This is a genomic window from Endozoicomonas sp., from assembly GCF_051008435.1.
Classification (GTDB): Bacteria; Pseudomonadota; Gammaproteobacteria; order Pseudomonadales; family Endozoicomonadaceae; genus Endozoicomonas_A.
Map to the genome: position 1 here is coordinate 1 of NZ_JBPCXO010000503.1, position 20,674 is coordinate 20,674.

14 protein-coding genes are annotated in these 20,674 nt (G+C 48.2%); 8 read left to right on the top strand and 6 right to left on the bottom strand.

Annotated features, from left to right (window positions below):
• Positions 1-56: 56 nt before the first annotated feature.
• A complete protein-coding gene (locus ACR2PX_RS25105) occupies positions 57-1,094 on the bottom strand; it encodes an FAD-dependent oxidoreductase (RefSeq protein WP_434002092.1) in 1,038 nt (345 codons plus the stop codon).
• Positions 1,095-1,662: 568 nt separating this feature from the next.
• Here ACR2PX_RS25105 and acnB point away from each other — a divergent pair.
• The 3 genes from acnB to ACR2PX_RS25120 all read left to right on the top strand — a co-directional run bounded on the left by acnB (position 1,663) and on the right by ACR2PX_RS25120 (position 7,186).
• Positions 1,663-4,254, top strand: a complete 2,592-nt coding sequence (gene acnB, locus ACR2PX_RS25110; RefSeq protein WP_434002093.1) for a bifunctional aconitate hydratase 2/2-methylisocitrate dehydratase — start codon at positions 1,663-1,665, stop codon at positions 4,252-4,254.
• Between the two features lie 160 nt (positions 4,255-4,414).
• Positions 4,415-4,849, top strand: coding sequence for a YiiD C-terminal domain-containing protein (locus ACR2PX_RS25115; RefSeq protein ID WP_434002104.1), 435 nt, complete (start codon positions 4,415-4,417; stop codon positions 4,847-4,849).
• Positions 4,850-5,041: 192 nt separating this feature from the next.
• Positions 5,042-7,186 carry a protein kinase domain-containing protein gene (locus ACR2PX_RS25120; protein WP_434002094.1) on the top strand — a complete coding sequence of 715 codons (2,145 nt, stop codon included), beginning with the start codon at positions 5,042-5,044 and terminating at the stop codon, positions 7,184-7,186.
• A gap of 18 nt (positions 7,187-7,204) precedes the next feature.
• Here the strand turns inward: ACR2PX_RS25120 and ACR2PX_RS25125 are convergent, their stop codons facing one another.
• The 4 genes from ACR2PX_RS25125 to ACR2PX_RS25140 all read right to left on the bottom strand — a co-directional run bounded on the left by ACR2PX_RS25125 (position 7,205) and on the right by ACR2PX_RS25140 (position 12,675).
• Positions 7,205-9,208, bottom strand: coding sequence for a transglutaminaseTgpA domain-containing protein (locus tag ACR2PX_RS25125; protein ID WP_434002095.1), 2,004 nt, complete (start codon positions 9,206-9,208; stop codon positions 7,205-7,207).
• Positions 9,198-10,184, bottom strand: a complete 987-nt coding sequence (locus ACR2PX_RS25130) for a DUF58 domain-containing protein (RefSeq protein WP_434002096.1) — start codon at positions 10,182-10,184, stop codon at positions 9,198-9,200. Before ACR2PX_RS25130 ends, ACR2PX_RS25125 begins: the two co-directional genes overlap by 11 nt.
• A gap of 67 nt (positions 10,185-10,251) precedes the next feature.
• Positions 10,252-11,151, bottom strand: coding sequence for an AAA family ATPase (locus tag ACR2PX_RS25135; RefSeq protein WP_434002097.1), 900 nt, complete (start codon positions 11,149-11,151; stop codon positions 10,252-10,254).
• 324 nt (positions 11,152-11,475) lie between these two features.
• Positions 11,476-12,675, bottom strand: coding sequence for an O-succinylhomoserine sulfhydrylase (locus ACR2PX_RS25140; RefSeq protein ID WP_434002098.1), 1,200 nt, complete (start codon positions 12,673-12,675; stop codon positions 11,476-11,478).
• A 270-nt stretch (positions 12,676-12,945) separates the two neighbouring features.
• Between ACR2PX_RS25140 and ACR2PX_RS25145 the strand changes: the two genes are divergently transcribed.
• The 5 genes from ACR2PX_RS25145 to ACR2PX_RS25165 all read left to right on the top strand — a co-directional run bounded on the left by ACR2PX_RS25145 (position 12,946) and on the right by ACR2PX_RS25165 (position 20,500).
• Entirely contained in the window at positions 12,946-14,451 is a 1,506-nt protein-coding gene (locus tag ACR2PX_RS25145; RefSeq protein ID WP_434002099.1) for a DUF3375 domain-containing protein, read from the top strand.
• A complete protein-coding gene (locus ACR2PX_RS25150; RefSeq protein ID WP_434002100.1) occupies positions 14,452-15,171 on the top strand; it encodes a DUF4194 domain-containing protein in 720 nt (239 codons plus the stop codon).
• Positions 15,168-18,512 carry an ATP-binding protein gene (locus tag ACR2PX_RS25155; protein WP_434002101.1) on the top strand — a complete coding sequence of 1,115 codons (3,345 nt, stop codon included), beginning with the start codon at positions 15,168-15,170 and terminating at the stop codon, positions 18,510-18,512. Before ACR2PX_RS25150 ends, ACR2PX_RS25155 begins: the two co-directional genes overlap by 4 nt.
• Complete coding sequence (locus ACR2PX_RS25160) at positions 18,496-19,644, top strand: Wadjet anti-phage system protein JetD domain-containing protein (protein WP_434002102.1); 1,149 nt, start codon at positions 18,496-18,498, stop codon at positions 19,642-19,644. Before ACR2PX_RS25155 ends, ACR2PX_RS25160 begins: the two co-directional genes overlap by 17 nt.
• Positions 19,645-19,720: 76 nt before the next feature.
• Positions 19,721-20,500, top strand: a complete 780-nt coding sequence (locus tag ACR2PX_RS25165; RefSeq protein ID WP_434002103.1) for a 5'-3' exonuclease H3TH domain-containing protein — start codon at positions 19,721-19,723, stop codon at positions 20,498-20,500.
• A gap of 68 nt (positions 20,501-20,568) precedes the next feature.
• Here the strand turns inward: ACR2PX_RS25165 and ACR2PX_RS25170 are convergent.
• The coding region (locus ACR2PX_RS25170) for a zinc ribbon domain-containing protein (protein WP_433999696.1) at positions 20,569-20,674 on the bottom strand (106 nt) is incomplete at its 5' end.

The following is a 20,674-nucleotide window of genomic DNA, read 5'->3' on the forward strand; positions in this document are numbered from 1 at the left end:
TGAAGAATACTCTCAGAAATCGCTGCAAATGTAGTCTTTAACAGTGAAGGTCCGGTTTATGATCTGGCCTCACGTTTAATGAGGACTGTCATCATTTGATTTTTGTGGGTTTTCGGACAGGCACTATCTAAAATGAAATGCCCATCGGGCGTATTGGTGTAAAGACACGGCTCTTCTCTAATCAGTTCAGGCGCGACTCCTGGCAAATACCGCTCAATAATTGATTGAATTTCTGACAGATTTCTACGGGAATCTTGAAATAACTGTTCAAGCTCATCCAACAGGAAACCTGTTTTATGCTTGGCAACTTTAACCAGTCCCTCAGAACCAAACTGAGGCACTCCATAATAAAATCCATCGGGGGTATCGAACGCAAAAGCAGGCACACTCCCTGAAAAATCCTCACAACCTCTGCTCTTGAACCAATACTGAAGATTCATCTCAACTTCCAGCGGATACTGCCCACCTGCAATCCGATTCAACCAGGAACCTGCTGTGACAATAAGGTGTGAACAGGAAAAAATGCCTTTACTGGTTTTCACCTCCACACCACCGCCGTGCTCATTAAACAACTCCATCACAGTACCCTCCATGATCTGACCAGAACCGCTGCGAACCACTTCGGTGAAAAAATGCAATGATTTATCCAGATCCAGAAAGCCTGCTTGCTTGTCTAATAACCCTGTCCATGACGGAGGCACTTTCAAACCGGAGATCAGTTGACTGCAATCGCTGCCTTTAATCGTATCAACTTCCAATTGATATTCAGAAGCACTGGCTAAAACCCCTTGTAGAGTCTGGCTCCTCTCCAAATCTCCCGCTATCAGCAATCCGTTTAAAGAGAGTATTTCCTCGCCTGAAGTACGATTGATAGTCAGCCAGTCTTCCAGTGCTTCTTTAAGCAGAGGCACATAAAGTGAGTCTTCAAAATAGGAAAGTCGAAAAAGCCGGGTCTGACCATGGGAACTGTTTCTATTATTACCCAGCTCGTATTGCTCCAGAGAGAGCACATTCAAACCTGCTTGAGTGAGTCGAGCAGCTACGGCACAACCCATGATGCCCATACCCACAACCACGACATCATACTGCTTCATCTTTGGATGCCCCTACACCAGTTACGAACGGGAATAAGCTTTACCCAAATAGAGCACTTGACCCGGTTACTTTAGTCATTTTGATGAATAATCATCTTAGTCCATTCGGATTATTTTCCATGCAATGTTTGCGGCCAGGATCGTCAGGATACGAAGAAAACCAGCATAACAAAGGCATTTGCGACCCACTCAACCAATATTCACCAAATTTATACTCAAGATTACGGGATGCACTTAACTTGAATAACGCTATCCGCTATACTGCCCGCGCCACCGGCTGGCTGATGAATCAAAGGTTGCAGTTTTTTCACTGCCAACCTGTACAGAATAATTCCCACCGGTATACAGATGCCTGCACCAATCGACATGGGCATGAAAGCTTTTGCAAGCGAGCTTTTGTTCTGGAGGAGGAACAGGAGTACTTAACAGGGCTTTCTTCTTCATCCGCCCAGCCATAGTGTGCAGGACCTACATTCACCACAGGAACATCTGCAACTGTCCGACCAACCACTGCAGAAGTATCAGGGACGGTGACCGGACAGGCCGCACAGATGATGAGGGTAGATCCGTGCTAGAAGCCTACAGAAAACATGTCGAAGAGCGTGCAGCAGAAGGTGTCCCACCTAAACCATTGAATTCAGAGCAAGTCACTGGACTGGTCGAGTTACTGAAAAACCCACCAGCTGGCGAAGATGAGTATCTGCTGGACCTTCTTGAGAATCGTATTCCACCCGGTGTAGATGAAGCCGCTTATGTGAAAGCAGGTTTTCTGTCTGCGATTGCCAAAAGTGAAGCAACATCACCACTGTTGAACAACCGCAAGGCGGTTGAACTGCTAGGCACAATGCTGGGCGGTTACAACATCGAAACTCTGGTTGAACTGCTGGACAGCACAGAATTAAGCGAGCTGGCAGCTGAGCAGCTGAAAAGCACTCTGCTGGTTTTCGATGCGTTTCACGATGTTGAAGAAAAAGCTAAAGCAGGCAACACCCACGCTGCAGCGGTTCTGAAGTCCTGGGCTGACGCTGAATGGTTTACCCAGCGCCCTGCTGTTCAAGAAAGCATCAAAGTTGCCATCTTCAAGGTGTCTGGTGAAACCAACACCGACGATCTGTCACCTGCTCCTGATGCATGGTCCCGTCCAGACATTCCTCTGCACGCTCGCGCCATGTACAAAATGACCCGTGACGGTCTGACACCGGAAGAACATGGTGTAACAGGTCCTCTGGCTCAGGTTGAAGCCGTTAAAGCCAAAGGCCTGCCCGTTGCATTTGTTGGTGACGTTGTCGGAACCGGCTCTTCCCGTAAATCCGCTACTAACTCCGTGCTGTGGTTCTTCGGTGAAGACACGCCTGGAGTACCTAACAAGCGTGCTGGCGGTATCTGCATTGGCGGAAAAGTCGCCCCTATCTTCTTCAACACCATGGAAGATGCTGGCGCTCTGGTTTTTGAAGCACCAGTAGACAAGCTGAACATGGGCGATATCATTGAAATCCGCCCTTACGATGGCAAGATTCTGTCTGAGTCAGGTGAAGTACTGTCTGAATTCGCATTCAAGTCCGACGTAATTCTGGATGAAGTTCAGGCTGGCGGCCGTATCAACCTGATCATTGGTCGTGGCTTGACTGAGCGCGCCCGTGAAGCTTTGAACCTGGGTCATTCTGATATATTCCGTCGCCCAGTTGCACCAAAAGAATCCACTAAAGGCTTCACTCTGGCGCAAAAGATGGTGGGTAAAGCCTGCTCTGTAGAAGGTATCCGTCCTGGCACCTACTGCGAACCAAAAATGACTACCGTTGGTTCTCAAGACACTACCGGCCCAATGACCCGTGACGAACTGAAAGACCTGGCTTGCCTGGGCTTCTCTTCCGATCTGGTTATGCAGTCATTCTGTCACACTGCAGCTTATCCAAAGCCTGTTGATGTTGAAACTCACCATACTCTACCCGACTTCATTATGAATCGTGGTGGTGTTGCTCTGCGTCCTGGTGACGGCATCATCCACAGCTGGCTGAACCGCATGCTGCTTCCGGATACTGTAGGTACTGGCGGCGACTCCCACACCCGTTTCCCGCTGGGCATCTCTTTCCCGGCAGGTTCTGGTCTGGTCGCTTTCGCAGCGGCTACCGGCGTTATGCCACTGGATATGCCTGAATCGATTCTGGTTCGCTTCAAAGGCGAAATGCAGCCAGGCATCACCTTGCGTGATCTGGTACATGCGATTCCGCTTTACGGCATCAAGCAAGGTCTGCTGACTGTAGAGAAGAAAGGCAAGAAGAACGCTTTCTCTGGTCGTATCCTGGAAATCGAAGGTCTGGAAAGCCTGACTGCCGAACAGGCATTTGAACTGTCCGACGCTTCTGCTGAACGTTCCGCTGCGGGTTGTACCATTACCCTGTCTGACGAATCTGTTGCAGAATACCTGAATTCCAACATCACTATGCTGCGCTGGATGATCAGTGAAGGCTACGGTGATCCAAGAACTCTGGAGCGTCGTGCTAAGAAGATGGAAGAGTGGCTGGCTAACCCAAGTCAGATGCGCGCAGATCCTGATGCTGAATACGCTGAAGTGATAGAAATTGATCTGGCTGACATTAAAGAGCCTATTCTGTGTGCTCCTAACGATCCAGACGACGCTCGTACACTGTCTGACGTTGCTGGCGACAAGGTTGATGAAGTCTTCCTGGGATCCTGCATGACCAACATCGGTCACTTCCGTGCTGCCGGTAAATTGCTGGAACAGAACAAGGATCCTCTGAAAACTCGCTTCTGGATGTCTCCTCCAACCAAAATGGACAAGGCACAACTGGAAGAAGAAGGTTACTACAACATCTACCAGGACAGCGGTGTTCGTACAGAAATTCCAGGCTGCTCCCTGTGCATGGGTAACCAGGCACGCGTAGAGCCAGGTGCTACTGTACTGTCTACTTCTACCCGTAACTTCCCTAACCGTCTGGGTGACGGTGCCAACGTATACCTGTGCTCTGCAGAATTGGCTTCTGTAGGCGCTATTCTGGGTAAAATTCCTTCTGCTGAAGAGTATATGGAATACGCACAGAACCTGGATTCCATGTCCAGTGAAGTATACCGTTACCTGAACTTTGATCAGGTAGAGTCTTATCAGAAAGCCGCTGATGACATTATCGCTAAAGCGAGCTGAGCACTAGTCTGATTAGAGAGCCTGATTGACACCCTAAAAATCCCCGCCTAAGTGCGGGGATTTTTTTCTACCCATGATTATTTTGAATCATCAGGATAATTAGAGTTTGCAACTAATAGTCCTGACTCTTTAGGAGGGCATAACAATAAATACGCCAACACTGACCCCGGAATTTCAGGAATGGATACTGAACAATATTCCACTCCTCCAGCAAATGCAGTTGCGATTTAATGGCTTCGATAAGGGTACTCTCTCGATGAGCTGCCCACTGGAACCCAATATCAACGATAAAGGGACCGGATTTGGAGGCAGCATCGGGGCTTTAGCGACTATCTGTGGTTGGACTTTTACCATGATTCACGCAAAAACCATCTTGGAAGATCCAGAAGCCATGATTGTGGATCAATCCATGAAATTTCATGAACCCGTCACTGGCGTCTTCACTGCCAGCTGCTCATCCTGTATTCCAGATGATTTTCATCAGCGTTTACAAGAAGGAAGAAGTGGAAAGCTCCAACTTGATATAGAGATACATTCCAACGGGAATCTGGTGGCAACCTACCAAGGCTTTTACATTGCCAGAAAAAAAGCCTAAACAGTCGAAGCATTGACACTGAGTTTTTTGCCTGAAGCCCTCTTCGTCAGAATACCGGCAGCTTTTACCGATAAAGCTGTCAACCAGCCTTATCAGATACCTTTCAGCTCCAGATCCTCTTACCAGGGATGAACTGTTTATACTGAAAACTATCGGTAGATTTTCTGGCTACAGTCTTGAGCTAAGGAAAGAATGAATCCAACGCCTGATTCGGTCAGTTCAGCACCCAACTGGCAGATTTTCAAAAGCTGGGTAAAACACAAACTGCGCTCAGCCTTTACCTGGAACCGGAAAACCCGGATGCTGGAAGATCCTGCTGTCTTGCTTCAGGAAGCCAAAGCCCGGGGTGACAATCCTTATGCCGGGTTGAGCCGTCGCAAAATCAAACTGAACGAAAACCCTCAATCACAAGTTAATCGAGCCGCCCTTCAATCCAAAGATGACTTCTCCCGAATTGGCATTGAGGTCAGCTCATTGCCTGAACACACCGATCTCTTTATTGAATTTCAAAGCAAACTTCTGAGTCAGGCTAAAAGCCTTCAGTATAAAATCTACAAACAGGGCACTTTTAAAGAAATGCAGACCTGCTCCAGGCTCGTGAATGAAACACTGGCTAAAAACTGGCCTGTTGTACTCAAGGATCTTACTTTAGCGCTCCCTGCAGAGGAACTTCACGAGCTGACTGATTTTATCAGACCCCTTCAGTTTCTACTCAACCCACCCCAGGAGGAGTCTTCCAATTCTCAGATGGAAACCGGAGTAAGAATCACTGCTGACAAACTACTGGGAAAAGAAATCTTCCTGATGTCGGGGGATATCAGTCGCATGAACGAATCACGAACGCCTCCCATTCAAGCCATTGCCTGCCCATATACCCCTAAAGGTTCAAAGAATGAAACAGCTTTACTGAATAAACTTTCCAGCATTGACCCCGTGTTGGCGAGAAAAGGATTTCTGGAGTCTATCAAAAAGATGAAGCCAGGACTGGCAGCCATTTCACCCAGTCCTGCCTTGCAGGGAAAAGGCTTCAGTCACATGGTTCATGCCATACTTCCCCATTCCGACTCCAAAAATATTCATTCAGAACTGGTCAGTGCTTACCAGTCAGCTATTGAGGCCGCCCACAGAAAAAATCTGACCAGCATTGCTATCCCGATATTCAGCTCTGAGCTGAACATTCCTCCGCAACGTGCTGCAACCATTGCCTGCGTTGCCATCAGCCGGTACATGAGCAATCACCCTCATAAAACCCGCCCACCCAAGGTTTATCTGGTTTTTCCGGCTACCGAAGAAGGTGCTCGCATACAACAGGTCGCTACTCATTATTTGCAAAAAACTCATCAAAATCAGTCAGATGACTCTAAAAAACAGTATCAAGCTTTCAGGCAGCAGGGCCTTCGTGTCGGCAACCCTGTAGAACTGGTTTACAAAACGTCTTCACCCGTGCCTGCAAAGTCTAAGGAAACAGAATCCAATGATCTGGAAGCCATTCTTGCCCGAGTTAATCGGAAGCTACAGACAGGCCCTGATAAAGTAGAAGGTATTCGGGAACTGGCAAAAAAAGCACCTCCCACCTTTGTTGATGCTTCCACTCTCCTGGCCAGAAAAATGTATACCTGTCATAGTTCTGACCCCATGAAGAATACTGAGTACCGGCTTCTTCATTCAATGAGTCATCCCAATATTATTACGCTTAAAGATTCTAAAGTTGAGACGATGGATTCTCCATCCGGGACCAAACAACTCAAAATTACAATTTTCACTGAAGCAGGCATCTGCAGTTTTGATAAACTCAAAAAAGATCCCCCTATGCCACCCAAAGATATTAAGCGATTAATGCAGGAAACCGTCAAAGCCATCCAATACCTGCATAAAAACCGAATAACCCATAATGACCTGAAACCTGCTAATGTCGTTTTAATGCCGGACATGTCAGCCAAATTGATCGATTTTGACTCTGCCATAGAGTTTAGATCTTCCAATCAATCAGTAGAACTCCTTGAAACCACTCTTCCCTACTTGGCTCCCGAGCTTGCCCCTTCTGCTCATAAAGCACATCCACACTCTTTTGATCAACTACGCAAGGGGGATTACTGGTCTACAGGTTGTATTCTTTATGAGCTGATCACCGGCTCCCAACTCGCTCAGCCCAATGGACCTATTGATGAGACATCACCCACATGGGCTCTGGATAAAGTAAACGCCATTCATGATACAATCTACGGCTGGAGCCCCAACGATATACAAGCGCTTAAAGCCACCCTGAGAAACCTTCTCGATCTGAATCCCGATCAACGGAGCTTGACTTCATTAGAAGCCTTTATAAAATCCACTTGAGTAGCTTGTGACCATAAATCAAATACAGGCCAACAACCTCTTAAGACGAATCAAGTCAGCACATTCTTTCTGATAGGCTGCTTTTATATACTCATCTATAAACGCAAGCACGGGTTCTTCCAGAGCCTTATCCGACATCGTAATCCTATGAGCAAAGCTCAATTCTGCTTCTCCATCGTGAGGCACGAACCCTCTTCTGGCCATTTTTTTAAGGAAGCTGGAATAGATTTTTTGCAGCGGAGACAAAGACTGACGACGATACAACAGCGTCAGCGATAATAAGGCTAGTATCAAACTGACACCCAGCGTCAAAGCCATACCCTGTCGCCAATAGAAATCTTTATTACCCAGAAGGTTTCGAAGAAACGCTTCCTGTTCATCCTGCCTGAAGTTGACCACTGATCTCTGCCACTGATACTCAGCTTTTTCGAATGCCAGTCTGACTTGATTAATGACACCTAACTCTCGATACCTATAGAGCGACAAAGGACTGTCTGGCAAGAATGTTTCGGAACCTCCGATAGCCGCTTCCAAACCGGATTCAATTCTCTGGGGTGAAACGGCTGCCGTAGGATCAAACCTCAACCACCCCTGCCCTGCCACCCAGATTTCAGCCCAGGCATGAGCATCAAACTGTCTGACCTGAATAAGGTTTTCATCTTCCTTAAGCTCGCCTCCCTGATAGCCACCGATGACTCTGGCAGGTATACCCGCTGCTCTCATAAGATAAACGAATGCTCCCGCATAATGAGCACAAAACCCTCGCTGCCCGCCAAACAAAAACTCATCAATTGAAGAAGCCTGATCGTACAGAGGGGGAGACAAGGTGTAGTAGAAGTCATCCTGACGAAACAGCGACAGTAGTCGACCAGCCATTTTCACCGGATCTTGACCTGACTGATTAAATATCTTCAGCGCATAGTGTCGGCTACGATCATTTCCGACATCAGGTATCTGGGTGTTCAATTCAGAAAGCCAGTCTGGCATAGAAACAGAGCGAGCTTGAGGCACTGCTCCGTCCATGGAATACAACCGTCGACTGTCAATTGGCTGATCAGCTGCCAACCTCATAGTCCTGTAGAAAAAACTGTTTTCAGCCACAGCACCGGCAGTGCCTAATGTATACATCCATGGTCTGCCAGTCGGCTCCATCATCACTTCATACTGGTAACTTCCCTGACGATTCTTCCACCAGCCTGAGTTTTCAGGTTCTTTACTGAGCCAGTCAGATGGAGACATATCGGATGCAGAGAAGGACTTATTGGATTGCTTCCAGGTCTTGCCATCAAATTGATCCAGAACTATAGCCCGCCAGTATCTCTGATTCGCTACTGGAACATCGCCTGAGAACCTGGCTCGAAACACCAGTTCATCTGAACGACTGAGTCTGGCTATATCCCCTGGCGTCATGGCATCCGTCAAGCCGGTTCTGGCACTGTTATCAGGAAGAGGCACTGACCAGAGCGGCCCCATACGAGGCACCAGAACGAACAGAAGAATGGTTAAAGGAGCAGCCTGTAACGCTAAACTGCCTGCAAACCTGACACTGGAAGCGATAGGGCTTGAATCAGTAGCTCGAAACAACCCCTGCTGGGCAGCTATTAAAATGACCAGACAACACATCAGATAGACTGTTTGTAATAACGTCTGGGAAAACAATACGGCGGTAGCCACCAGAAAATAACCAATGTAAATCACGACCAGAGCATCCCGCTGATTTCTCATTTCCAGCAGCTTGAGTGCATACCCTGCCGCCAGAATAGAAACCGATGACTCCAGAGAGATCAAGGGCTTAAAAGTGACTACCACTGAAGAAAGGGCAATTAGTATGAGTCCGAAACGCAGCCAGAACGGTGGCCAATGACCTCTACCGAGCAGAATCGCAATTCGCCAGCCCGCTGAAAGACACCCTAGCAGGATGATAAGCGTTGGAACTTGTCTCCAAATGGGTAACAGCACTAACAAGAGGGCAGCAATTAACCATAGTGTCGACGCTCTGCTAACCAATGCGTTACCCAACATATTCACCTCCGGAGTTATCTCTCCCGGAAGTGAATAAAGCCAGAACCTCAAGACATTCTTTTAAATGCTGCTGACCAACGTTGGCAGCTACCTCTACACCAGGAAGCGACAAACTGTATGGCTTGTTACTGGATTCACACTGTAGGCACCACCCAGCCAGAGTGGATAGCTTTTCCTCCAATCCTCCTCCTTGAGCTTGCTGCAACGAGAGTCTGATCTGCTGGCCTACGGGCTCTTCAAACAGTTTAGTATTCAGTTCACTGGTTCTGGCATAACCTTTCCAGTCAACATGACCGGAAAGATCAGACGCTTTGTATCGGCGAAAACCTGCGAAATCATCTTGCCCTGACTGTGTTTGAATACCCGCTTCATCTCCTCCTCCTTTTGAATTCGGAACAGGCTGGGAAAAGTCTGGTTTTGGGTAAATCAGAGCATGCATTTCCAACTGTACCCAACTCCATGCCCGACAAAATCCAAGAGGATAAACGCTTTCCACCCTCATTCTCCCAGGTTGAAACCACCCCCGTGCTTTTGCTTTTACCAGTAGAGTGCAGTCCTGATTGCTTTCAAATGAGTAAGTCACCTGTTCATTATCAGGCCATCCTAATCGCACAGCCTGCCGCTCTCGATCACTTGACTGCAACTGTAATCGAACCGCTATTAACTCCTCTACATGACCCGACTCCGCAGACTTAGAAACCAATGTGATGCCTGCAAGGTTCCTCCAGGTATGAAGAATGGAAAGCATAAACAGACTGATCATAAAAAAGGACAGACCGAAAGCCAGACTGTTCGTATAATTAGCCGCAAGAATAAAGATAAGTGCCGCCACTGAAAGCCAGATATACCCCCCCTTGGTGGGGAGAATAAATATCCGTTTTTGATCCAGAGTGACCTGTGCAGCAGGAGGAATACGGCGATCAAGCCAATTAATGAAATACGGTTTAATTCGCTGGTTGAATACTTTCTTTATCAAGAGCTTCTTTATCAAGAGCTTCTTTATCAAGAGTGAAGCCGAGCCAAGTGTTCCTTTTGACATACAATCACCCCATAACTTGAGTGCTTGCTAGCAACTCCCTGACAGATTTACCCTTTTCTTTAGCTTGCAGTCGGTGATCAGAGACTGCCACAAAAACAGCCTGTACATCTTCAGGAATGACATAATCCCGGTTTTCCATCCAGGCCCAGGCTTTGGCAGCCCCTATCAAAGCCAAGCCTGCTCGTGGAGACAGTCCAACATTGAAATAACCCGCTTCCCTTGTCTGCGAAATCAATCTCATCACATAGTCCAGCAACATATCGCCCACATGAACCCAGGCTGCCTCATTCTGCGCTTTGACCAACTGTTGTGCACTGAAAACCGTTGATAAAGTATCCAGTTCTGTCCGTCCCGCTTCACCTTTCAGAATGGCTCTTTCTGACTCGGGATCGGGATAGCCCAGCTCCAGTCTCATTAAAAACCGATCAAGTTGAGATTCAGGCAGGGGAAATGTCCCTTCCTGATAGACCGGGTTCTGGGTTGCAACCACGAAAAAAGGATCTGGAAGAGGTTTCGCTTGGCCATCCACAGAAACCTGACGTTCCTCCATTGCTTCAAGCAGGGCACTCTGAGTTCTGGGTGAAGCTCTGTTGATTTCATCAGCCAGCAGGAGCTGGGAAAAAACCGGTCCCGCCTGAAAGGCAAAAGTGGAAGTATTCTTGTCAAAAACAGTCACACCCGTGATATCGGCCGGTAATAAATCACTGGTGAATTGTACTCGTTGATCGTCTAAACCCATGACTTGAGCTAACGCATGAACCAGCGTTGTTTTTCCCATTCCAGGTAAATCTTCGATCAGCAGGTGTCCTCTGGCAAGAAGACAACAAACCGCAAGCCTGATTTCCTGATCCTTGCCACGGATGACCTGATTCAGCGCATGAATACTTTGTTTGACTTCATTCATTGGAAGGAACACCGTTTTTATTCTTTGTTTGATGACCTGACTTCTTCTAGGAGCCTGACCGAGAATAGACTGGTCGGCCTAAAATCCAGAAAGAACGGCCCATTTTTCCGATAAATTTGATTGAATAGGCCCACTATTCGCACAAATTTATCGGAAAAATGGCCTCGTTCTACTGAATTTTAATCTCGACCGCTATTCTCGGTCAGGCTCCTATTAAAAAACATTGATCATTAAAGGTGATCAATGTTTTTGTGCTCAAGGCTGTTTTATCGGTCAAACGACACAAAAGAGCAGAAGTCCTTTTCTGCTCCTGGCTGACTTGGCTTAAAGCTGTGCCAGCCCTTTTTCAAGATCTGCTTTCAGGTCTTCAAGATTCTCAAGACCGACAGCGACCCTGATCAGGTTTTCAGTAATACCCGCTCTTGCCTTGTCTTCATCAGAGAGACGGCAATGAGTCGTTGTTGCTGGATGAGTGATAGTCGTCCGAGTGTCACCCAGATTGGCTGTTCTGGAAATAAACGTTACTGCATCCATCACTTTCCAGGCTTGTTCTCTGCCACCTTTGACTTCAAAGGCGAGAACACCACCAAAAGCTTTCTGCTGGCGCCTGGCCAAACGGTGACCCGAATGAGATTCAAGGCCGCTGTAGTGCACCTTTTCAACAGAAGGATGCGCTTCCAGCCATTGAGCCAATGACAACGCACTTCGACAATGAGCTTCCATTCTCAGATTAAGCGTTTCAAGAGACTTATAGAAATTCCAGGCATTAAATGGGCTCATTGAAGCACCGGCAGCCCTCTGCCAGAGATGCATTTCACTGATCAGCTCTTTGCTGCCTACAGCCACTCCACCCATGCAACGACCCTGGCCATCAATAAACTTGGTGGTGGAATGAACAACAATATCCGCGCCCAGCTTTAAAGGTTGCTGCAAGGCAGGAGTGCAGAAACAGTTATCCACCATCAACCATGCATCGTTTTCATGAGCAATGGAGGCCATAATTTCCAGATCCACCACTTCGCCCAGTGGATTGGAGGGGGTTTCCAAAAAGAGTAAGCGCGTTTCCGGGCGCATAGCATCTCGCCACTGCTGATAATCCGTGAAGTCTACAAAGGTGGTTTTAACCCCGAACTTATCCAGATATTTGGAAAAAACAGTTACAGTCGTTCCAAAGACACTGCGTGAACAAATGACATGATCACCGGCTTTCAGCAAACCCATACACATACCCAGGATTGCCGCCATACCTGAAGAAGCCGCACAAGCCAACTCTCCCCCTTCAAGGGCCGCCATACGATCTTCAAACATTTTTACTGAAGGGTTGGTGTACCGTGAATAAACATTACCTTCTTCATTACCCGCGAAAACAGCCTGAGCCTGCTCGGCACTGTCATAGGTAAAACTGGAAGTCAGATAGATGGCTTCACTGTGTTCTCTTTCACCGCTGCGGATGACGCCAGTCCTGATAGCCTGGGTTTCAAAAGCCCATTGATCCTGGTTATTACTCACGTCGTTGTCTTTCATTTCTGATCCTGATTACGAGCCTACTGCTTGATGACATTGAAAGCTTGTTTTCCCCTGACCTTTCCGAGTACAAACAAACGTCCATATGGCTGACAAGCTGCCAAAGATAACTAAAAAACCGAAATGAAGACAGTTTAGTATTTTCCAGCTGCCCCCTTCACTGTGAAGTAACGGATATTAATACGGTCTTCAATTGACACCGTTCAACCTGAAAAGGATGATATCTGCACCCTTTTCAGACAGATTGACCCAGCTTCGAGAGCCATAGCTATGAGTAATACTGAACAACTGTGCAAAAATCTGATTATTGCACGGCATCAAAGTCCAGCCTGGCTATTGCTGGCCTCTCGACGGGCACCTCTGATTCTGAGCTGCCTAAAGCCCCTGTTCGATGGCCGGGCTGAAGACCTCAGCTTTGAAGAAGCTCAGCACCATTTAGCGGAAGCTTTCTCTCTGTTCGCCAATAATGATGAGTTCGACCTGGGCAAAAACCTGGAGAGCCATGAATTTCAGGCACTGGCGAGACGAGAACTCAGAGAATGGATCAATAAAAAACTGATTGTAGAAAGGGATGCAAAGCTTCTGGCTACTGATGACTTGCAGCAGGCATTGAATTTTATAGACTTGCTCGATGACAGGGTGATGACTTCCACTGCCTCTCGCCTGGCCACCGTTCAACGTGAAATTGAAAGCCTGGAAAACCGGCTCAGTTCTGACCCCAAAAAACGTGCTGACTACCTGAAACAGAAAATACAGTCACTGCAGGAGGAACTGAAACAGGTTGAATCCGGTCATTTCAAGGTGCTGGAAGGCCCTCAAGCTATTGAGGGCGTACGAGAAGTCTATAACCTGTCCATGAGCCTGAGAGCAGATTTCCGCCGGGTTGAGGACTCCTATCGGGCGGCAGACAAACTGCTGCGACAGTCCATCATAACAGAACAAAACAACCGGGGAGAGATCGTTGACAAGCTGCTGGATGGTCATGATGACCTGCTGAAAACCATTGAAGGACAAGTGTTCCATGGTTTCTACGAGCAACTCAACCAGTCTGTGGAACTGGATAATATGAAGCATCGTCTGCGCACTATCCTGACCCATCCTGCCACACCACAAGCCCTGAACAGACAGCAACAGAATGACCTGCGCTGGCTGATCATGCAGCTGGTCATCGAATCCAAAAGTGTGATCCGGGCCCGTGCACGTAGTGAAAAGGACGTCAAAGGATTCTTGAAAACCGGACTGGCAGCAGAGCATCACCGGGTTGGACAGCTATTAAACCAGATTATGGAAACGTCCCTTAATATTGACTGGCAAAGTCAAAACGTCAGACGATCACCGGGCACTCTTCCCCCCATTAATATTGCTATTTCCGGTTTACCTTTACTGGAACGATTACTTTTTAAATCGATTGAAAACGATCTGGAAACTCCACTGCAGCTGACCAGTCAGACCATGAAGCTGGATGATATAGACGATGATTTCTGGCAGTCCTTCGACAGTCTCGACCGCCATGCCCTGATTCAACAGACCCTCGAACTGCTTGAAAACCAAAAACGGCCTTTAAGCATTAGCGAACTGTCTGAACAGCTGCCGCCTACCCATGACCTGGAAACACTGGCTCTCTGGTTAAGCATGGCAAGGGAAGCAGGTCTACCCATCACATCGGCCAGAGAATCCGTAGATATCTCCAGTCGAGACGGCGAAAAGCTACGATTTGACATCCCGGACGTTAAACTGCGTGCTGAAGCCCTGAACGCCATTGATTGGGAACTGTAAATGACAAACATTTTTGACCAGATAACTGCAACAAAAACCATAGAGCCAACACCTGAAGCTCCCGAGCCCAACAGTAAAACGGTGGAAGACCCATCCGCCGATCATAAGACAACAGGTCAATATACAGCCAAAGACATCAAGATCACTACTCAGGAGTTGCTCAAGTTCGGAATCCTGGAAGCAGAGAGAAAACCCAACCTCTACAAAAAGGCAGTGACGTATCAGACCGCTATCAACCAAGTGCTTGAACCCCTGGATTTGAAGCTCAAAGTTGACGATATACGTGGATTGGTCTTTCTTGTCGTTTCTGAACAGACCTTTTTCGAAGAAAGCGAATCAGACGACTGGAGCCACCCCCTGATCCGTCGACAAAGACTGAACCTGGAACAATCCCTGTTGATCGCTATTCTGCGGCAATGGTATGTAGCCCATGAGCAGGAAGTGGGCATAGGGGCCAGTGAAGCGATTGTCTACCTTGAAGATCTACTGCCCCAGCTCCAGCTTTACCTGGGAGACACCGGCAGTGATGCACGGGAACAGAAACGCCTTCGCAACCTTCTGGAAAACCTCAGAGGTCATGGCATCGTTTCTGAAGTAAACGACAAAGACCAATTCATTATCCGGCCTGTAATCACCCATCTGGCTAACCCTGAAAGCCTTCAGGGACTGCTTCAGCATTTCCAGTCGCTCACTGAATCATCGACAGGTAGACGTCAATGAAAAATCATTCCCCCGATCTGTTCAGTAAAAGTGAACTACAGGCCACAGCTCTCACTCTGAAAAAGCTGGATATATACAACTGGGGCCCTTTCGGCGGACGCCATGAAGCCAGTATTGATCCTCAGGGCACAGCCATCATCGGGCCCACCGGAAGCGGTAAAACCACCCTTGTGGATGCCTTAATGACCCTCCTTACGGACAGGCCGAAATACAATCTTGCTTCGACTGGAGGTCATGAGAGTGACAGGGACCTGCTTTCCTACATCCGAGGCGTTGCCGGTGCGGGTAATGACAGCGGCAATAACGAACACATAGCCCGGCCGGAAAAAACCGTGACGGGCATCAGCGCATTATTCGCCAACAATGGCAAGCACGTTCGTGTGGGCGCACTGTTCTGGATTGACAGTGCCAGTGCTGCCCTGGCGGATCTGAAGCGCCTCTGGCTGTTTACGGAGCTGGACAATCAAAACCTTGACCAGTGGTTGCATATCCATCATGAAGGAGGAACAAGATCCCTGAAACAGTTTGCCAAAGAGACACCCGGACTTAAAATATACGACAAGAAAAAAGCTTACCTGGTACAGCTCAGGCGCTATTTCGAAGTCGGTGAAAATGCCTTCAGCCTTCTTAACCGGGCCGCAGGCCTGAAACAACTGAACAGTGTTGATGAGATTTTCCGGGAGCTGGTTCTGGATGACCGATCGGCTTTCGAGCGAGCTGCCGAGGTCGCTAATGAGTTCAATGATCTTTCAGCGATCCGCTCAGAGCTGGAAGTGGCCAGATCTCAGCAAAGCGCTCTGGCACCCATTGAGAAAAGTGATAAGAAACTTCGTACCTGCATTGAACAGCTGTCCGAAAAACACAACCTGATGGCAATTATACCCATCTGGTATGCACAAATCAGTCACACGCTATGGGGAGAACAAGAAAAGAACCTTGGCCTCGAAGTGCTTCAACTGACCGACACCATTGATTCCCTCGGCTTGAAATCTCGTCAGCTGGAAAGCCAGGCCAACACCCTGAAAGAGGTTTATCTGGAAGCCGGGGGAGCCGTCATTGAAGACCTCACAAGACAGGTTGGCACGCAGCAGGAACTGGTAAATACCCGTAGAAAAGCCGCCAATGACTATCAGGTAATCACCAGAAAACTGTCACTCCCCGATACCCTGAGCAAAGCATCCCTGCAAGCTAACCAGCAACAGGCTGCAAGCCAACATAAACAGCTGGAAACACAGCGAACAGAGCTGGATCAGAATCTGCAGCAGCTCAGTCACCGCAAAGTAGAAACTGAAAACCGCGCGGCTGAACTGACTCAAGAGCTGGAAAACATTAAAAAGCGACCAGGTTCTAATATTCCCGGAAAGTTTCAGGACTTCCGTACCGATCTCGCCGAAGCACTGGACCTGAATGAACAACAGCTGCCTTTTGTTGCCGAACTGGTTGAAGTAAAACAGGATGAAGCACCCTGGCGTGGAGCCATAGAACGGGCCATTGGCGGCCATCGATTGCGTATTCTGGTACCAGAAAATCAAATCAAGACAGCCCTGCGCTGGGTTAACCAACGACATAACAAACTGCATGTTCGATTGCTTGAGGTAAAGGAACAGAAAGGCAGTGCAGAATTTCTGGATGATGGTTTTACCCGTAAGCTTCACTATAAACAACATCCCTACCGGGAGTCCTTGAAACAATTTCTGTCAGGCATTGACCGGCATTGCGTGGATTCTCCAGAAGCCCTGGGCACCACTCCCCATGGCATGACCCTCCAGGGTTTGATGTCGGGAACCCGTGGACGCTTCGAAAAACAGGACCAGAGACGTCTGGACCAGGACTGGATGACCGGCTTTGACAATCAGGACCGGTTGGCACTGCTCACTGAAGAGCTGCAACAAGTCACTCTACATAGTCAGCAGCACATCAGGGATTACCAGAAAGCAAAATCAGAAGAAGAAACCAATAGACACCACATGCAACTGCTGAAGGAGCTGGCCAGCCTTGAATTTGACAGTATTGATTTGTCTGGAGCAGAAAGCAGCCTGAGGTCTCTGGAGAAAAAGCTCGACACACTCACTTCGCCTGATTCCTCAGCGGCTAAAGCCAGAAAACAGTTTGAACGAGTGGAAGCCCAGCTCCATGAGAATAATGAAAACATTGCGGTAACCCGTGAAAAGCGGGGAGCCGTCGAACAAGCCAGACAAACCGCAGAAAAAAATCGGGATGAGGCCTACCGACAAACAGGTGATGGATTAACAGATGAACAACAGACTCTCGCGTCTTCCCAGCTGAAAAACATTCAGCAGGAGCAGCTGGATCAACTGGAAAGAACCAAGGACTCCGAGACTCGACGCATTCAGACTGAAGCCGATGGACTGCAGCAATCGCGCTCCAGGCTGGTAACCGACCTGGTACGCCATATGGAACGAGCTCAAAAAGTTGATAACGGCCCCCTGGCAGAAACCGGAACTGACATTCAGGATACACCCGCTTACCTGGAACGGCTGAATAGGCTCAACCAGGAAGCTTTGCCAGAAAAGCTGAATCGATTTCTGGCCTACCTCAACCAGTCTTCTGACCAGGGCGTCACCCAGTTACTCAGAGGCGTAGAAGACGAAGTGACCATCATTGAGGAGCGTATCAGCGATCTGAACGACACACTGCACAGAGTAGACTTTCAACCAGGCCATTACCTGCAACTAAAACCCCAGAGAGTGCAACACGAAAGTCTTCGCACTCTACAGAGTGCTCAAAGACACCTGCGTTCAGCCGCCATGAAAACCGAACAGGACCAGGGAGAAAGTCACTACCGGGCACTGGAGAATCTGGTTCAGATTTTACGTGATGCCAGTGAAAACAAACGAACCGTTGGTGCGCGCGCCCTGCTCGACCCAAGATACCGGTTGCAGTTTTCTGTAGAAGTTCTGGATCGTACCAGCCATGAAGTTCTGGAACGTCGTACTGGCTCCCAGGGCGGCAGTGGCGGTGAAAAAGAAATTATCGCCAGCTATATCCTGACCGCCTCGCTCAGTTATGCGCTTTGCCCTGATGGCGAAGCCCGACCACTATTTGGGACAATAGTTTTAGATGAAGCCTTTTCGAAAAGCTCCCACGCTGTGGCGGGAAGGATTATTACTGCCCTGAACGAATTTGGCCTGCATCCACTGTTTGTGACGCCCAACAAAGAAATGCGCCTGCTGCGTTCCCATACACGCTCTGCGATCCTGGTGCACCGTAAGCAAATGCAAGCCACCTTGACTTCCCTGACATGGGAAAAGCTGGAAGAGCAGGCTCAAAAAACTCTACACGCCCTAACCATAAAAGAAACCCATGAAATCACCCAGTGAACTGGCAGGTCGATTAGCAGCACAGTGGCAGCAGGCTCACCTCAGGGAGCAGCGTCTGCTCAACAGCGAACAATGGCCCATTGAGTTAAAAATTGGCAAACCGGACCGAGCAACTCTGGTTAACCACCCTGACAGGTTCCGCCAACATATACGAAACTGGCAGAATATCTCAACGGGGAAAGTGCTCTGGCAGTCTGTCTGCTACCGTGACGCTGCCGAACCTATAGACGTTCCGATGACCTGGCAGCTTGGCAGCCCTTCTGAGTGGATTGCCGCCATCAACAACACAGGTACCACCCAGAAGTTCATGAAACTGGAAAGAGTGGTCCGTCAGGCTGACGCTGTATTTCACTCGCTGTTAACACGACAGCAGCACTGGCTTGAAAAAGAAGAAAGTGAGCTGATTAAAGCCTGCAAACTGGCAATGCTTCTTGAACCTGACTGTGCATCGGGTCTGCCTCTGAGGTCAATCTCTCTGGCCGGAATAGACAGTAAGTTTTTCGAACGTCATCGCACGCTGATAACCCGACTTCTGGATTGCCGTTTTGATCATCTGCCTGGCAAGCTGGGACTCGAATCTTTTCTGGGTGCCCTGAGTGAAGGAAACCACTGGTTATTAGTGGCAGACCTGGACAGTCAGCTATTGCCATTCTCCCAGATCAGGGTACGTGACAACGAACTGGCCAGCAAGCCACTCCCAGCCAACAATATACTGCTGATTGAAAACGAACGCTGCCTGCATTTACTACCCAAGCTGCCAGACACAATAGCTATTCTGGGAGCAGGTCTTAACCTGAGCTGGCTCTCAGCTCACTGGCTTAAAGGCAGGCGACTGGCCTACTGGGGTGACTTGGATACCTGGGGGCTGTCCATGCTGGCCAGCGCAAGAAAATACTGCCCGACATTAACACCACTGCTGATGACAGAATATCTGTTTGACCTATTTTGTACACACAGTGCTGTCGTGGAAGAAAAGAGTTTGATGGTGACCCCCGAACCATTAACCCTTACTGAAAAGCAATTGTTTAACAGGCTATTAAGCGAAGATAGAGGCAGGCTTGAGCAGGAATTTCTCCCCAGAAGCACCGTCCATAAAACTCTGATAAAGTGGCATACAGAAGCATGTACTTGACAGAAGGAAAAAGACTTATATGGTATTATTCTATTACTGAAAACCTTTAAAACCCATAAAAATAGAACCCGTAAAAATGCCTGCTCATCTGTTACTCATTGATGCCTTGAACCTGATTCGCAGAATCCACGCAGCTGTCAAAGCTCCCGATGAAAACAGCCAGGTAGATGGCGCTGTTTCAGCAACCATCTCGTCATTAACCCGGGCCATCAAGGAAACAGCACCGACTCATTGCCTGATGGTTTTTGATGGCAATCCTCCTACCTGGAGGCATGAGCTATACCCTGACTATAAAAAAGGTCGAAAGCCCATGCCTGATCCCCTTAGAAAAAGACTGGGAGACTTCAATCGAGCTTTTCTTAATATGGGGGTTAAAACTTTTCGAAAATCAGGGCTTGAAGCGGATGATGTCATTGCTGCCATCGCCTCTAAAGCATCAAAAGCCAATGTAGAAACCACGATTCTTTCAACCGATCGTATTTTTCTACAACTGCTGGATGCTCCACAGATAAAACTGCGGGATCATTTTCAAAAACTTGATTATCAGAGACAGAGTGTTCAAAAACTGTATGGTTTTGGCGCTGACAAGCTAACCCAGTTCTGGGCCATTGCAGGGGTAGGCGATGTACCGGGAGTACAGGGTGTAGGTGACAAAGGTGCAACATCACTCATTCTGGAACATCAAGCAATGAATAATGTATTGTTGCTGGAAGAAAACACTAAAGGCGCGGCAGGAAAAGTAGTAAGGCAGAAAGATCAGGCATTACTAAGCCTGAAGTTGGCCACACTGGCTTGCGATCTTGAGGTAGGTGTTAAGATGAAGGATCTGAGGTATGAATCTAACTCTACTGAATAGCCAAAACAGCGAGGAATTTATAGTGGTAAAGAAGGTACTTCATACTTAAATTTGACATCCTCCCCGCCCTAAAGGACGGGGATTCCTACAGCTAGACGGTCATGCCCGACCGCAAGAATGTTTCTTGCTGCGTTTACGTCACGCAGATGTTCAGCTCCGCACTCTGAACAGACC

What these genes read in the sequence shown, in the direction of transcription:
- ACR2PX_RS25105 (WP_434002092.1), bottom strand. Translation starts at nt 1,094, where the DNA reads ATGAAGCAGTATGATGTCGTGGTTGTGGGTATGGGCATCATGGGTTGT.
- ACR2PX_RS25120 (WP_434002094.1), top strand. Translation starts at nt 5,042, where the DNA reads ATGAATCCAACGCCTGATTCGGTCAGTTCAGCACCCAACTGGCAGATT.
- ACR2PX_RS25125 (WP_434002095.1), bottom strand. Translation starts at nt 9,208, where the DNA reads ATGTTGGGTAACGCATTGGTTAGCAGAGCGTCGACACTATGGTTAATT.
- ACR2PX_RS25135 (WP_434002097.1), bottom strand. Translation starts at nt 11,151, where the DNA reads ATGAATGAAGTCAAACAAAGTATTCATGCGCTGAATCAGGTCATCCGT.
- ACR2PX_RS25140 (WP_434002098.1), bottom strand. Translation starts at nt 12,675, where the DNA reads ATGAAAGACAACGACGTGAGTAATAACCAGGATCAATGGGCTTTTGAA.
- ACR2PX_RS25145 (WP_434002099.1), top strand. Translation starts at nt 12,946, where the DNA reads ATGAGTAATACTGAACAACTGTGCAAAAATCTGATTATTGCACGGCAT.
- ACR2PX_RS25150 (WP_434002100.1), top strand. Translation starts at nt 14,452, where the DNA reads ATGACAAACATTTTTGACCAGATAACTGCAACAAAAACCATAGAGCCA.
- ACR2PX_RS25155 (WP_434002101.1), top strand. Translation starts at nt 15,168, where the DNA reads ATGAAAAATCATTCCCCCGATCTGTTCAGTAAAAGTGAACTACAGGCC.
- ACR2PX_RS25160 (WP_434002102.1), top strand. Translation starts at nt 18,496, where the DNA reads ATGAAATCACCCAGTGAACTGGCAGGTCGATTAGCAGCACAGTGGCAG.
- ACR2PX_RS25165 (WP_434002103.1), top strand. Translation starts at nt 19,721, where the DNA reads ATGCCTGCTCATCTGTTACTCATTGATGCCTTGAACCTGATTCGCAGA.